This window comes from Luethyella okanaganae (assembly GCF_042660285.1).
Classification (GTDB): domain Bacteria; phylum Actinomycetota; class Actinomycetes; order Actinomycetales; family Microbacteriaceae; genus Luethyella; species Luethyella okanaganae.
Genome location: NZ_JBHSTP010000001.1, coordinates 1,426,463 through 1,439,808, shown reverse-complemented (window position 1 = coordinate 1,439,808; position 13,346 = coordinate 1,426,463). Strand labels below are relative to the sequence as shown.

Here is a 13,346-nt window from a genome sequence, read left to right as displayed (position 1 = left end):
GGAACCCGAATCGGATCGGCGCTCACCGGGGTCAATGGGCATGCGCCGAGGTTTAGTACGCTGGAACCTCGGGTCACAGCCAGGTTTCGGCGGCCCGCCTCCGAGCGAAAACGCTCCGATCCCACATCCGTACGAATGAGAGTCACGTGGCACACGAGCAGGAATCCGCGAGCAGCACGCACGACGACGTCGATGTCTACGACTTCGCTGCCGTCCAGGAGAAGTGGCTGCCCGTGTGGGACGAGCTCCAGCCATTCCGCTCAGGCGATCCCGCCGACACGCGCCCGCGCAAGTACGTGCTCGATATGTTTCCCTATCCCTCCGGAGACCTGCACATGGGTCACGCCGAGGTCTACGCTCTCGGCGACGTCGTCGCGCGTTACTGGCGCCATCAGGGCTTCAACGTCATGCACCCCATCGGTTGGGACTCCTTCGGGTTGCCGGCGGAGAACGCGGCGATCAAGCGCGGCATCGACCCGCGCGGCTGGACCTACGACAACATCGAGCAGCAGAAGCGCAGCATGCGCCTCTACGCGGCATCCTTCGACTGGGAACGTGAACTCCACACGAGCGACCCTGAATACTACAAGTGGAACCAGTGGTTGTTTCTGCAGCTCTACGAGAAGGGCCTGGCCTATCGCAAGGACAGCTGGGTCAACTGGGACCCGGTAGACCAGACGGTGCTCGCGAACGAGCAGGTCCTCGCCGACGGAACCTCCGAGCGCAGCGGTGCGGTCGTCGTCAAGAAACGACTGACCCAGTGGTACTTCAAGATCACCGACTACGCGGACCGCCTGCTCGACGACCTCAACCAGCTCGAGGGGCACTGGCCGGCCAAGGTGCTCAACATGCAGCGCAATTGGATCGGTCGCTCTATCGGAGCCGACGTCGAGTTCGAGATCGAGGGGCGGCAAGAGCGCGTCCCGGTCTTCACGACCCGTCCCGACACGCTCTGGGGTGTGACGTTCATGGTCGTCGCCCCCGATTCCGAGCTCGCCGCCGAGCTCGTCGCCGGTTCGAGCGCCGTGGTGCGGGAGCGCTTCGCCGAGTATCTGACCCAGGTGCAGAAGAGCACAGAGATGGAGCGCCAGAACACCGACCGCGAGAAGACGGGCGTCTTCATCGAGCGCTTCGCCGTGAACCCCGTCAACGGCGAACGCCTGCCGATCTGGGTGGCGGACTACGTGCTTGCAGACTACGGTCACGGCGCGGTCATGTCGGTTCCCGCGCACGACCAGCGCGACCTCGACTTCGCACGTGCATTCGACCTCCCCGTGCGCGTGGTGGTCGACACGAATGCGCCCGTGACCGGGGTCATCCCCGTCATCCCCACCGACGAGAATGGCGATCCCTTTCTGCCGGACGACCTGCTGCCGCTCGACCCGAAGTCGACGGGCGTCGCGCTCACCGGCGACGGTCGCATGATCAACTCCGGCCCGCTCGACGGGCTGAGCAAGGGCAACGCGGTCAAACGGACGATCGAGCTGCTCGAGGCGGAGGGCCGTGGTCGCGCGGCCAAGAACTATCGTCTGCGCGACTGGCTCATCTCGCGTCAGCGCTACTGGGGCACGCCCATCCCGATCATCCATGGAGAGGACGGCGCCGAGATTCCCGTGCCAGAGGATCAGCTGCCGGTGCTGCTCCCGGACGCGGAAGGACTCGACCTCAAGCCGAAGGGCACCTCGCCGCTCGGCGGCACCGAGAACTGGGTCAACGTTCCCAACCCGATCGACGGAACGCCGGCCCGCCGCGACGCCGACACGATGGACACCTTCGTCGACAGCTCCTGGTACTTCCTGCGCTTCCTCGACCCGAACGACGACACGCGGGCGTTCGACCCCAAGCAGGCGGAGAAGTGGGCGCCGGTCGATCAGTACGTCGGCGGCGTCGAGCACGCCATCCTGCACCTGCTCTATGCGCGCTTCATCACGAAAGTGCTCTTCGACCTCGGTTATCTGAGTTTCACCGAGCCGTTCACAGCGCTACTCAATCAGGGCATGGTGATTCTCGACGGCGCCAAGATGTCCAAGAGCAAGGGCAATATCGTCTACTTCACCGAGGAGGTCGAGAAGCACGGCGTCGACGCCGTGCGTCTGACCATGGCTTTCGCCGGCCCGCCGGAGGACGACATCGACTGGTCGGACGTCTCGCCGGTCGGCTCCGCGAAGTTCCTCGCCCGTGCCTGGCGGGTGGCCAATGACGTGACGAGCGAACCCGAGGTCGATTGGAGGACCGGCGATGCGGCACTGCGCCGCATCACCCATCGCTTCCTCGCCGATGCCCCCGGTCTCGTCGAGGCCTTCAAGTTCAACGTCGTCGTCGCGCGCCTCATGGAACTCGTCAACGCGACCCGCAAGGCCATCGACACGGGGGCCGGCCCCGGTGACGCGGCGGTGCGCGAGGCCGCGGAGGTCACCGCAATGGTGCTCGATCTGTTCGCGCCGTACACGGCCGAGGAGATGTGGCAGAGGCTCGGCTATGAGCCGAGCGTTGCTCTCGTTCAGTGGCGCAAGGCGGATCCGGCGTTGCTCGTCGAGGAGTCGGTGACCGCGGTCGTGCAGGTGGACGGCAAGGTTCGTGATCGGATTGAGGTCTCGCCGAAGATCTCGATGGAGGAGCTTGAGGCCCTCGCACGTGCCTCGGCGGCCGTGCGGCGCACGATCGGGGATCGGGAGATCGTCGCTGTGATCGTCCGAGCGCCTCGGGTCGTGAGCATCGCTACGGTGGGCTAGTCGTACTGTGGGCTAGTTGTACTGCTGGCCCGGAACTCCTGCACGTTCCACGATCGTTGGGGGTGTTGCACAGAAGCCGTTGGTGTCGCGGCGGCACGTCGCTCGACTGCCTAGGCTGCCGCTATGGATCCGCCGCAGGAGAGTGAGGGGATGGCTCGGCTTGCGCCATCGGCTCGAGCGGTGTCGACTCGGGTGCGGCTCGGGGTCGGTGCTGCCGTCGTGCTCATGATCGCCGCCCTCGCGATCTCGGTCGTGATCTCGGCGGCGGGTGCTGGCGGTGAGACGACGACGCTCGGTTCCGCGGGTTCGGACTCGGTCACTTCGGATGCCAGGGTCGGTGCGGGCGGGTCGGATCCGGTCGCGGTTCCGGAGGCTGACTCTACGGCGATCGCGTTCGTGCATGTTCTTGGTGCTGTGCGCACGCCCGGTCTCTATGAGGTGCACGATGGCGCCCGTGTCGTCGACGTTGTCGCGGCGGCGGGAGGCTTCGGCGAGAACGCCGATCCGGCCGGAGTCAATCTGGCCAGACCGGTGAGCGACGGGGAGCAGCTCTATGTTCCGCAGATGGGGGAGGTGCCTGGCCCCGGTCGGGCGCCTTCTGACGCCAGACCGGGGTCGGCCGGCGGGGGACTCGTCAATCTGAACCGTGCGACGGCGGTGGAGTTGGAGTCGCTCCCGCGGATTGGTCCGTCGCTCGCGCAGCGGATCCTTGACTGGCGGGATGCGAACGGGGGCTTCTCGAGTGTTGACGAGCTGCGCAACGTGACAGGCATCGGCGACAAGACGTTCGACGGGCTGAAAGATCGTGTGGCGGTGTGAACGCCGAGTCGAGACTCGCTCTTCCCGCCGGAGCGGCCTGGCTGGCCGGCATCGGCGTTGTCACGGCGACAGATGCCGCCTGGGGCATCGCCGCGGGACTCTGGGCCGTTGCCGGCCTGGCGATCGCGGCGAGCCTGCTCTTCGGCCAGCGCGGATGGCGGTCGGCCCTGCCGATGCTCGCCCTGTGCTGCACGGCTGCGGCCCTCGTGAGCAGTGTGGTCGCGGTCACGGCGCCCGCACGTCAGCCGTCGGCTCTCGTCGCGGCGGCCGACGCGCATCGCGAGGTGACGATGACCGCGACCGTGCTGACCGTGCCGCGCGAAAGCCGGTCCGGCGGCGCCTTCGGTGAGATGAGCTCGCGCGTGCGTTTCACCGCCAGGATCGAAGAGATCGGGTTCGGCACGTCGGGAGCACGCGACATCGTTCCCGTGCACGGCGGAATCCCGGTTCTCGTCTTTGCCGAATCGCCGTCGACGCTTCCGGAGCCGACGGGGGATCCCTCGAATCGGGAGGGCGCGCTCGAGATCGGCACCGTCATCCGTGCGTCTGGATCCCTCGTCGAGACCGATCCCGGCGAGCAGAACGCGTTCCTCGTCTTCGCGCGAGAGCCGCCCCTCATCGAGACGGCTCCTCCCGGGCTTCTCGCGTGGGCGTCGGCGATACGCGCGGGACTCTCGCGGGCGGCGTCCGCGCTCCCGGGCGACGGAGGGGATCTGCTGCCGGGTCTCGCCATCGGCGACACCCGTGCTGTGAGCGCCGCGCTCGATGCTGACATGAAGACGAGTTCGCTCAGCCATCTGACCGCGGTCTCCGGGGCCAACTGCGCCATCGTGATCGCGGGAATCATGGCGCTCGGCGGCCTGGCGGGTCTGGCCCGCTGGCTGCGCATCGCCCTAGCGCTTCTCGTGCTCGGCGGATTCGTCGTGCTTGTGACGCCGGAGCCGAGCGTTCTGCGTGCGGCGACGATGGCGGCAATCGTCCTGCTGGCGACGGTTTCGGGGCGTCGAAGCCGCGGTGTGCCGGCGCTCGCTCTCGCCGTTATGACGCTCGTGGTGTTCGACCCGTGGATCAGCAGGAGCTACGGCTTCGCACTCTCCGTGCTCGCCACCGCGGGCCTGCTCGTGCTCTCCGGCCCGCTCACCGGGATGCTGGCGCGCTGGATGCCGCTCGGCCTGGCGGCCGTGATCGCCATTCCCCTCTCGGCTCAGCTCGCGTGTCAGCCCGTTCTGGTCTTGCTCAGCCCGAATCTCTCCCTTTACGGCGTTCCGGCCAATCTGCTGGCAGCGCCTGCTGCCCTCTTGGGCACCGTCATCGGGCTCATCGCGTGTCTGCTGCTCCCGGTGCTTCCGAGCGTCGGCTTCGCGTGCGCGCAACTGGCGTGGTTGCCTTCCGCGTGGATCGCCGCCGTCGGGCACGCCGTCGCACGGCTCCCGGGTACGCGACTGCCCTGGCTCGACGGTATCGCCGGCGCCGTACTGCTCGCCATCGCGACCGCGATCGCCCTCAGACTCGTCGTCCGGCGCACGCGATCCGGCCGGGCACTGGTGACGGACACCGCGGCTGCGGCCGTCCTCATCGCCCTCCTCGGCGGCTATGCGGGCACACTCGTCGGCGTCGGCGTCGGTCGGACCCTTGCTCGTCCACCCGACTGGCAGATCGCCGTTTGCGACATCGGGCAGGGGGACGCCGTGCTCGTCCGCAACGAAGAAAGCGTCGCACTCGTCGATGCCGGCCCCAGCCCCGCCCCACTCACCGCCTGCCTCGATGCGCTCGGCATCGACCGGATCGATCTGCTCGTGCTCACCCACTACGACCTCGATCATGTCGGCGGTGCTGACGCGGTCGTCGGCCGGGTCGATGTCGCTCTCGTCGGAGAGCCCGAGAACTCCGCCGACGAGCGGCTCACGGATCGACTGGCGGCCGGAGGCGCCAGGGTCGTGCAGACCGCACGCGGAGATCACGGAACGCTGGGCTCACAGCGCTGGGAGGTGCTCTGGCCGCTGCGCACTGCATCGACGATGCGGTTCGGCAACGACGGCAGCGTGACGATCTGCTTCGAGGGCAACGGCATCCGTTCGATCTTTCTCGGGGATCTGGGGGAGGAGTCGCAACAGGCCATGCTCGCGGCCGTGCATCCCGAAGCCGCGGATGTCGTCAAGGTCGCCCATCACGGCTCTGCGAACCAGAGCGCCGCGCTCTACGATCGTCTGGGGGCCACGGTCGGTCTCATCTCGGTCGGGGTCGACAACGGTTACGGCCATCCGACGCGCGCTCTGCTCGACATCCTCGATGCTGCGGGAACCAGCGCCTTCCGCACCGATCTCGACGGAATGATCCTCGTCGCCCACGATCCGGGATTCGACGGAGGTCTCATCGTCTGGTCGGAGCGCGGAGGATGAGACTTCCTCTTCTCCTTCTCCTTCCCCGAGACTGCGTGAATCGTCGGATAGAGGGCTCTTTTCGACGATTCACGCAGTCTCGCGGGGAAGCGGCACAACCATTGATCGGCCATTGATCGGCTGCGCCGCGGGCGACGGCGGTCACGGTTAGGCTGGAGAGAGAGGGAAAGGGAGGCGCGTGACCGTTCGAACCACCACGGCAGCGGGTCGATCGGGCGCGTCGACCCGAGCCAAGACCGTCGCCATTCCGCAGCTCGCCTGGAATCAGGTGCGTCCGGCCCCCGTGGTGCTGGTCTCGGGCACCGAGTCGTTCCTCGCCGAGCGAGCCATAAGGCAACTGCGCGATTTTCTCAAGGGCGAAGACCCGAGCCTCGAAGTCAGCGACATCGAGGCGGACGGCTACGTACCAGGCGAGCTACTCACCGTGGCCAGCCCGTCGCTCTTCGGCGAACCCCGCATGATCCGGGTCGCCTCCGTCGAGAGATGCACAGACTCGTTCATTGCCGAGGCCATCGAGTATCTGCAGAATCCGGCGGATGACACCTATCTTGTGCTGCGACACGGCGGCGGCGTCCGAGGGAAGAAACTGCTTGATGCGCTCCGCGGCGGGCTCGGCGGGGGCATCGAGGTGGTGTGCGCCGAGCTCAAGAAGGACGCCGAGAAGTACGACTTCGCCGTCGCGGAGTTCAGGGCCGCCGGGCGGAAGGTCGCGCCCGGCGCTCTGCGCGCGCTGGTCTCGGCGTTCTCCGACGACCTCGCCGAGCTGTCGGCGGCCTGCCAGCAGCTCATGTCTGATTCGAGCACCGAGATCACCGAAGCGACCGTCGATCGCTACTACAGCGGTCGGGTCGAGGCCAACGCCTTCAAAGTCGCGGATGCCGCGATCGCCGGCCGCCATGGCGAGGCCCTCATCACGCTCAGGCACGCGCTCTCGTCCGGTGCCGACCCGGTGCCGATCGTCGCCGCCTTCGCGAGCAAGATCCGCACCATGGCGAAGCTCTACGGTGCCCGCGGCGGCTCCGCTCAGCTTGCTCAGCAGTTCGGCCTCGCTCCGTGGCAGGTCGACCGTGCACGTCGCGATCTGCAGGGCTGGACCGAGGGCGGCCTTGCGGCGTGCATCGAAGCACTCGCCGAGACCGACGCGAACGTCAAGGGCGGCGGACGAGACCCGGTGTTCTCGATCGAACGCCTCGTCGGCGTCATCGCAGGCCGGGGGCAGTAGCCGCCGGAGGACTTCGTGCTTTGGAACCGCGAGGCGGTGCCGAAATGCGGAACGGCCCCGTCGCGGTGACGGGGCCGTTCGACGCTGTTCGCGTGAAGCGGTGCTTAGAGCGCGGCAACCTTCTTGGCAATGGCCGACTTGCGGTTCGCAGCCTGGTTCTTGTGGATGACGCCCTTGCTCACAGCCTTGTCGAGCTTCTTCGTCGCCGTCTTGAGGGCGGTGGCCGCTTTGTCCTTGTCGCCGGTCGCGAGCGCGGTGCGGGTAGCGCGGATCGCCGTCTTGAGTTCGCTCTTGACTGCTTTGTTGCGCTCCTGAGCCTTCTTGTTGGTGCCGATGCGCTTGATCTGCGACTTGATGTTTGCCACGTTGAGTACGTCTTTCCTTAGTGTGTGGATCCGGATGTTGCCGCGCGGCGGGAGGGCGCATCGCGGCGAAATCGTGTGGGGTGGGACCCACACGCAAGCCAACGAACAACTTTAGCAGTTATCCGTTCGCCCCGACAATCGGCGATCCGTCGGCGGAACCCGGGGAGAGTTCGCCAAGTGCGTCGCATACGACGCCTGTGAACTCGTTCGGTTTCACCAGGCTCACGAGATGGGTCGCTCCGGGAACGATCACGAGGCAGCCGTTGGCGCATGCAGCGAGGAAGCGGCGCTCTTGCGCACGGAAATGGTCGAATTGGCCGTTGACCAGCCAGACCGGCCCCGGATACTCGGCGAGCCGCGCGAGCGGGTCGAGCGTTCCCGCCTCTCGCAGGCCCGAACTCATCACATCGAGGGCGACACCGCCGGCTCCGATGTCGGTCGCTCCCGGCTCGGGAACGAAACACCTGACCATGAAGTCGTTGAGCCCACGTCCCCGATCCGGCAGGGCATGGATCGCGGCGGCGAGACCGCGGTAGCTCGCAAGAGCGGGTCCCCGAGGGCTTGTGCAGCAACTGGCCGCGACGAGCCCGGTGACCTTGCCAGGGTGCTGCGCCGCATACTCGATCGAAAGATAGCCGCCGAGGGAGAGGCCGACGAGCAGCACGGGTCCTCCGAGCGCGTCCACGCCGTCATCGATGATCCGCAACGCCGAGTCGATGGTGAACTCCTCACCGAGGCGTGCGCCGTGTCCGGGTAGGTCGATCGCTGCAGCCTTGTGGCCGGCAGCGCCCAGCGCCACAAGTTGCCTTCGCCACATCGTCGCTGATGTGCGGATGCCGTGCACGAAGAGAACGGGCGGCGTATCGGTCATGCCCTCAATGATGCAACGAAGCGCGGGGCTGCGGCGCGTAAGAGCCGTGCAGGAGCTCTTCGATGAGTGTGGGGGCTGTCGGCTTCCAGCCGAACGTCTCGCGAGCATGGGCCCCCGAGGCCTGCTGGTCGAGGAGGAGGGCGTCGGCCAGGCCTGCGCCGAGGCGTTCCCGACTGGCCTCGACCGTCTCGGCTTCGACCCCGCCGACCACTCCGGCCGCCTGAGCGACGGCCTCGCCGAGCTCACGGACGGTCGGGTTCACGCCGCTCGCCCCGATGACGTAGTCGTGTTGGGATGCGGACTCGAACGCGAGGAGGTAGAGCATGGCGAGGTCGTCGACGTGCACGCTCGTCCAGTGCTGCGCACCGTCGCCGATGAGGCGGATGGCCGGAGCGACCCCTGAGCCGCGCGGGGCGTCGACGAGGAGGCGCGCGAGACCGGAGCCGTGCCCGTACACCGCGGCGGGAGCGATCACGACCGAGTTCACAGCCGATGCCTCGCGGATCAGCCGCTCGTTGGGGGCGCGCCACGCCGTCAGCGCCACGGGCGCGATCGGAGAGTCCTCGGTGATCGCGGCGTTGTCGCCGAAGCTCCAGATGCCGCCCGTGTGCACGAAACGGTCATCGCGACCGGCGAGGGTATCGAGCACTGCGGGAACGAAGACGGGGTCGACATCACGGGCCGATGCGGTGTGGATCACGCCCTCGCTCTCGACCGCGAGTCTCCTGACCAGCTCGGCGTCGCCGGCGTCGCCGACGAGCGCGGTCGCCCCGGAACCTTCGAGTTGTGCCGCCTTCTCGGCGGTTCGGACGAGCGCCGTGACCTCATAGCCGGCAGCCAGGAGACCGCTGAGAACGGATGAACCTATGTAGCCGGTCGCGCCGGTGAGAAGAATGCCCATGGACTTCTTCAACCCTGTGAGGCTCGAAAGCTTCCCGATCCCCGCAGAACTTCTTGATCCCGGTGACTTTTCCCGATGGGCGTGCGGGTCGGGCTTCTCCAGACGGATCGAGCCGCGCGCTCTGGCGGTCGCCTCGAGGCTCATGGGAAGCTCGACCGGTTCGCCGCGGCTGTCTCCCTCGCGAGCCGAACATGCTCCGACGGCGATCCGGGAGCGCGTGGAACCCGATCGAAGGGGCCGGCCGGCCGTGCCGGTCGGCGCGGCCGCATCCGTCATGGGAGAATTGTCGCACGATGTCCCCACGAGCTTTGAAGGCCCTCGAGCCCGCCGCCACCGACCCAGCGTTCATTCGCAACTTCTGCATCATCGCGCATATCGACCACGGCAAGTCCACCTTGGCCGATCGGATGCTTCAGATCACGGGGGTCGTCAGCGACCGCGATATGCGAGCCCAGTACCTAGACCGCATGGACATCGAACGCGAGCGTGGTATCACGATCAAGAGTCAGGCCGTGCGCATGCCCTGGCAGCTCGACGCTCAGACCTTCGCGCTCAACATGATCGACACGCCGGGGCACGTCGACTTCAGCTATGAGGTCTCCCGCTCCCTGGCCGCTTGCGAAGGGGCCATCCTGCTCGTGGACGCGGCGCAAGGCATCGAGGCACAGACGCTCGCGAACCTCTACCTCGCGCTCGAGAACGACCTGACGATCATTCCCGTGCTCAACAAGATCGACCTGCCTGCCGCTGACCCCGAGAAGTACGCGAAGGAGCTGGCGAGCCTCATCGGCGGTTCGCCCGACGACGTGCTGCGGGTGTCGGGAAAGACAGGGACGGGCGTCGATCGGCTGCTCGACCGGGTCACCGAGCTGATCCCGCCGCCGATCGGCGACTCCGGGGCTCCGGCCCGCGCCATGATCTTCGACTCCGTGTACGACAGCTACCGCGGTGTCGTCACCTATGTGCGCATGATCGACGGCACGCTCAGCCCACGGGAACGCATCCAGATGATGTCGACCCGTGCCACCCACGAGATCCTCGAGATCGGCGTGAGCGCGCCGGAGCCCGCGCCGAGCAGGGGCCTCGGGGTCGGAGAGGTCGGCTACCTCATCACCGGCGTGAAGGATGTGCGCCAGTCGAAGGTCGGCGACACCGTGACGACGGCGGTGAAACCGGCGACCGAGGCGCTGCCCGGTTACACGGAGCCGCTTCCCATGGTGTTCTCCGGGCTCTACCCGATCGACGGCAGCGACTACCCGGAGCTCCGCGATGCGCTCGACAAGCTGAAGCTCTCCGACGCCGCCCTCGTATACGAGCCCGAGACCTCCGTCGCCCTCGGCTTCGGCTTTCGCTGTGGCTTCCTCGGATTGCTGCACCTCGAGATCATCACGGAGCGCCTGAGCCGCGAGTTCGGCCTCGACCTCATCACGACGGCTCCATCGGTGATCTACGATGTGACGACGGAGGACGGGAAGACCGTCAAGGTCACGAACCCGAGTGAGTTCCCGGTCGGCAGGATCGCTGGCGTCCGAGAGCCGGTCGTCAAGGCCGCGATCCTCGCGCCGAAGGACTATGTCGGTGTCATCATGGAGCTCTGCCAGGGCCGCCGCGGAACCCTGCTCGGCATGGAGTACCTCGGCGAGGACCGTGTCGAGATCCGCTATACGATGCCGCTCGGCGAGATCGTGTTCGACTTCTTCGACAACCTCAAGTCGAAGACCGCCGGCTATGCCTCGCTCGACTACGAACCGGCCGGAGAGCAGGAGGCCGACCTCGTGAAGGTCGACATCCTGCTCCAGGGCGAGCAGGTCGACGCCTTCAGCGCGATCGTGCACCGTGACAAGGCCTACGCCTATGGTGTTCTCATGACCGGTCGATTGCGCGAACTCATCCCACGCCAGCAGTTCGAGGTCCCGATCCAGGCGGCGATCGGCGCGCGCATCATCGCGCGTGAGTCGATCCGTGCCATGCGCAAGGACGTGCTCGCCAAGTGCTACGGCGGTGACATCACCCGCAAGCGCAAGCTCCTCGAGAAGCAGAAGGAGGGCAAGAAGCGCATGAAGATGGTGGGTCGTGTCGAGGTTCCCCAGGAGGCCTTCATCGCGGCGCTCTCGGGCGACACGGAGAAGAAAGAGAAGAAGTAGTTCCGATGAAGCGTTCGACGTTCACCGATCAATCGGTCACCTATGGGGCGATCGGCGGAGCGATGGCACCCGATCTGATGAGCTACCCGCCGAAGGGCTATCGTCCGGCCGAGCACACGACGAGGCTCGGCAGCGGTGCCGAACGCTACGCGACGGCCTCAGCGTCACTCATGACCTGGGGCATCCAGCGCGGCAGTGGCATGGAGGTGACTGAGACGCATCCGGGCACTGGACGCCAGTACGTCGGGCTCGCCTTCGGTGTGGACGGCACGCCGCTCGGGCAGCAGCCTGCTCAGCAGCCCGAGGAGCGGTTCGGCCCGGACGGCACGCCGTACATCACGTCGGGGATGACCGCGGTGTTGCGGATCAGGCTCTGGTTCGTTCCCATCTCGGCGCCCGCGCGCGTCGTCTATGTGATCGACGAGCCGAGCCGAACCGGTTTCGCCTACGGAACCATGAAGGGACATCCGATCAGTGGGGAGGAGCTCTTCCTCGTCGAGCACCGAGAAGACGACTCTGTCTGGCTGACGATCCGCTCCCTGTCGCGGGGGAGCACCCCGCTCTATCGCTTCGCCTGGCCGATCGTGCGCTGGCAGCAGGGCGTGTACGTCAAGCGCTATCTCCGGGCATTGCACCCGGCAGCATCGGCCTAGGCGGCACGGATGCCCGGCGCGCTGCCGATCGCCGACCCGGCTCCTTCAGACGGGCTCCTCCCGGCGACCGCGGCGATCGGCGCTCTCGAGCGCACTCTCAGCGTCTACGTCCACGTGCCGTTCTGCCGGGTGCGATGCGGGTACTGCGACTTCAACACTTACACGTCAACCGAGCTGCGCGGAGTCGGCCGGAGCGACTATGCGGACGAGGCCGTGCGCGAGATCATCGACGCAGCCCGCATCCTCGACGTATCCGGGATCCCCGAGCGTGCCGTCTCGACCGTCTTCTTCGGTGGAGGCACTCCGACCCTACTGCCGTCAAGCGACCTCGCGCGCATGACCGCCGCGGTGCGTGACACCTTCGGCCTCACGACCGCGGCTGAGATCACGACAGAGGCAAACCCGGACTCCGTGGACGCCGGCTACCTCGTTTGCCTGCGCGAGGCTGGATTCACCAGGGTGTCGTTCGGCATGCAGTCGGCCGTTCCCCATGTGCTCGCGACGCTCGAGCGCACCCACGACCCCGAGCGGGTCGCGCTCGTGGTCGAATGGGCGCGTGCGGCGGGGCTCGATGTCAGCCTCGACCTGATCTATGGAACCCCGGGGGAGTCACTCGACGACTGGCGACGCAGTCTGGAGCACGCGATCGCCCAACGACCAGATCACCTCAGCGCCTATTCCCTCATTGTCGAGGACGGCACCAAGCTCGCGCGGCAGATCACGCGTGGCGAGGTCGCACGGCCGGACGAAGATCTCCAGGCCGACATGTACGAGCTCGCCGACGCGCTGCTCGGCGCGGCCGGCTACGAGTGGTACGAGGTGAGCAACTGGGCCCGCGATCCCACGCACCGTTCGCTCCACAACCTCGCCTACTGGTGGGGCCAGGACTGGTGGGGCGTCGGACCGGGGGCGCACAGCCACGTCGGCGGTGTCCGCTGGTGGAACGTCAAGCATCCCGCCGCCTATGCGGAGCGCGTACGCGGCGGGGTGTCGCCGGCGGCGGGGCGGGAGACCCTTGGCGCCGAAACCCGTGAGGTCGAGCGCGTGCTGCTGCTCACCCGTATTCGCGATGGGATCCCTGTGTCGACGCTTCCCGTCGCCGGACGCCGAGCCGTCGCCGGTCTCATCGCCGACGAACTCGTCGACGCGAAAGCCGCCCTTTCAGGGTCAGTCGAACTGACCCTGAAAGGGCGGCTTCTCGCGGATGCCGTCGTACGCCGGTTGCTCGCAGACGACTGAC

Annotated in this window: 10 protein-coding genes; 7 read left to right on the top strand and 3 right to left on the bottom strand. The window is 67.1% G+C overall.

The window, feature by feature from the left end; all coding sequences use genetic code 11:
• The first annotated feature begins 146 nt into the window (after positions 1 to 146).
• The 4 genes from leuS to holA all read left to right on the top strand — a co-directional run bounded on the left by leuS (position 147) and on the right by holA (position 7,172).
• Entirely contained in the window at positions 147 to 2,732 is a 2,586-nt protein-coding gene (gene leuS, locus ACFQB0_RS06805; RefSeq protein ID WP_386729135.1) for a leucine--tRNA ligase, read from the top strand.
• Between the two features lie 123 nt (positions 2,733 to 2,855).
• On the top strand, positions 2,856 to 3,551 hold the full coding sequence (locus ACFQB0_RS06800; protein ID WP_386729132.1) for a ComEA family DNA-binding protein: 696 nt from the start codon (positions 2,856 to 2,858) through the stop codon (positions 3,549 to 3,551).
• Positions 3,548 to 5,950, top strand: coding sequence for a ComEC/Rec2 family competence protein (locus ACFQB0_RS06795; protein WP_386729130.1), 2,403 nt, complete (start codon positions 3,548 to 3,550; stop codon positions 5,948 to 5,950). Before ACFQB0_RS06800 ends, ACFQB0_RS06795 begins: the two co-directional genes overlap by 4 nt.
• Before the next feature lie 178 nt (positions 5,951 to 6,128).
• Positions 6,129 to 7,172 carry a DNA polymerase III subunit delta gene (holA, locus tag ACFQB0_RS06790; RefSeq protein ID WP_386729127.1) on the top strand — a complete coding sequence of 348 codons (1,044 nt, stop codon included), beginning with the start codon at positions 6,129 to 6,131 and terminating at the stop codon, positions 7,170 to 7,172.
• Positions 7,173 to 7,276: 104 nt separating this feature from the next.
• Here holA and rpsT read toward each other — a convergent pair whose 3' ends face one another.
• From rpsT to ACFQB0_RS06775, 3 genes are all read right to left on the bottom strand, one after another.
• The gene (gene rpsT / locus ACFQB0_RS06785) at positions 7,277 to 7,537 is read right to left on the bottom strand and encodes a 30S ribosomal protein S20 (RefSeq protein WP_386729125.1); all 261 of its coding nucleotides are present in this window, start codon (positions 7,535 to 7,537) and stop codon (positions 7,277 to 7,279) included.
• Between the two features lie 118 nt (positions 7,538 to 7,655).
• Positions 7,656 to 8,408 (bottom strand): alpha/beta fold hydrolase, encoded by a 753-nt coding sequence (locus ACFQB0_RS06780; protein WP_386729122.1) that lies wholly within the window; start codon positions 8,406 to 8,408, stop codon positions 7,656 to 7,658.
• 4 nt (positions 8,409 to 8,412) lie between these two features.
• Entirely contained in the window at positions 8,413 to 9,309 is an 897-nt protein-coding gene (locus ACFQB0_RS06775) for an NAD-dependent epimerase/dehydratase family protein (protein ID WP_386729120.1), read from the bottom strand.
• 293 nt (positions 9,310 to 9,602) lie between these two features.
• On the opposite strand from ACFQB0_RS06775, the gene lepA reads away from it, so the two are divergent.
• The 3 genes from lepA to hemW are packed head-to-tail and all read left to right on the top strand — an operon-like array spanning position 9,603 to position 13,345.
• Positions 9,603 to 11,453 (top strand): translation elongation factor 4, encoded by a 1,851-nt coding sequence (lepA, locus tag ACFQB0_RS06770; RefSeq protein ID WP_386729117.1) that lies wholly within the window; start codon positions 9,603 to 9,605, stop codon positions 11,451 to 11,453.
• 5 nt (positions 11,454 to 11,458) lie between these two features.
• A complete protein-coding gene (locus tag ACFQB0_RS06765; protein ID WP_386729114.1) occupies positions 11,459 to 12,106 on the top strand; it encodes a DUF1990 family protein in 648 nt (215 codons plus the stop codon).
• Positions 12,107 to 12,115: 9 nt separating this feature from the next.
• Positions 12,116 to 13,345, top strand: coding sequence for a radical SAM family heme chaperone HemW (gene hemW, locus ACFQB0_RS06760; protein ID WP_386729112.1), 1,230 nt, complete (start codon positions 12,116 to 12,118; stop codon positions 13,343 to 13,345).
• Position 13,346 lies beyond the last annotated feature (1 nt).

What these genes read in the sequence shown, in the direction of transcription:
- ACFQB0_RS06775 (WP_386729120.1), bottom strand. Translation starts at nt 9,309, where the DNA reads ATGGGCATTCTTCTCACCGGCGCGACCGGCTACATAGGTTCATCCGTT.
- ACFQB0_RS06800 (WP_386729132.1), top strand. Translation starts at nt 2,856, where the DNA reads ATGGATCCGCCGCAGGAGAGTGAGGGGATGGCTCGGCTTGCGCCATCG.
- hemW (WP_386729112.1), top strand. Translation starts at nt 12,116, where the DNA reads ATGCCCGGCGCGCTGCCGATCGCCGACCCGGCTCCTTCAGACGGGCTC.
- ACFQB0_RS06765 (WP_386729114.1), top strand. Translation starts at nt 11,459, where the DNA reads ATGAAGCGTTCGACGTTCACCGATCAATCGGTCACCTATGGGGCGATC.
- lepA (WP_386729117.1), top strand. Translation starts at nt 9,603, where the DNA reads ATGTCCCCACGAGCTTTGAAGGCCCTCGAGCCCGCCGCCACCGACCCA.
- ACFQB0_RS06780 (WP_386729122.1), bottom strand. Translation starts at nt 8,408, where the DNA reads ATGACCGATACGCCGCCCGTTCTCTTCGTGCACGGCATCCGCACATCA.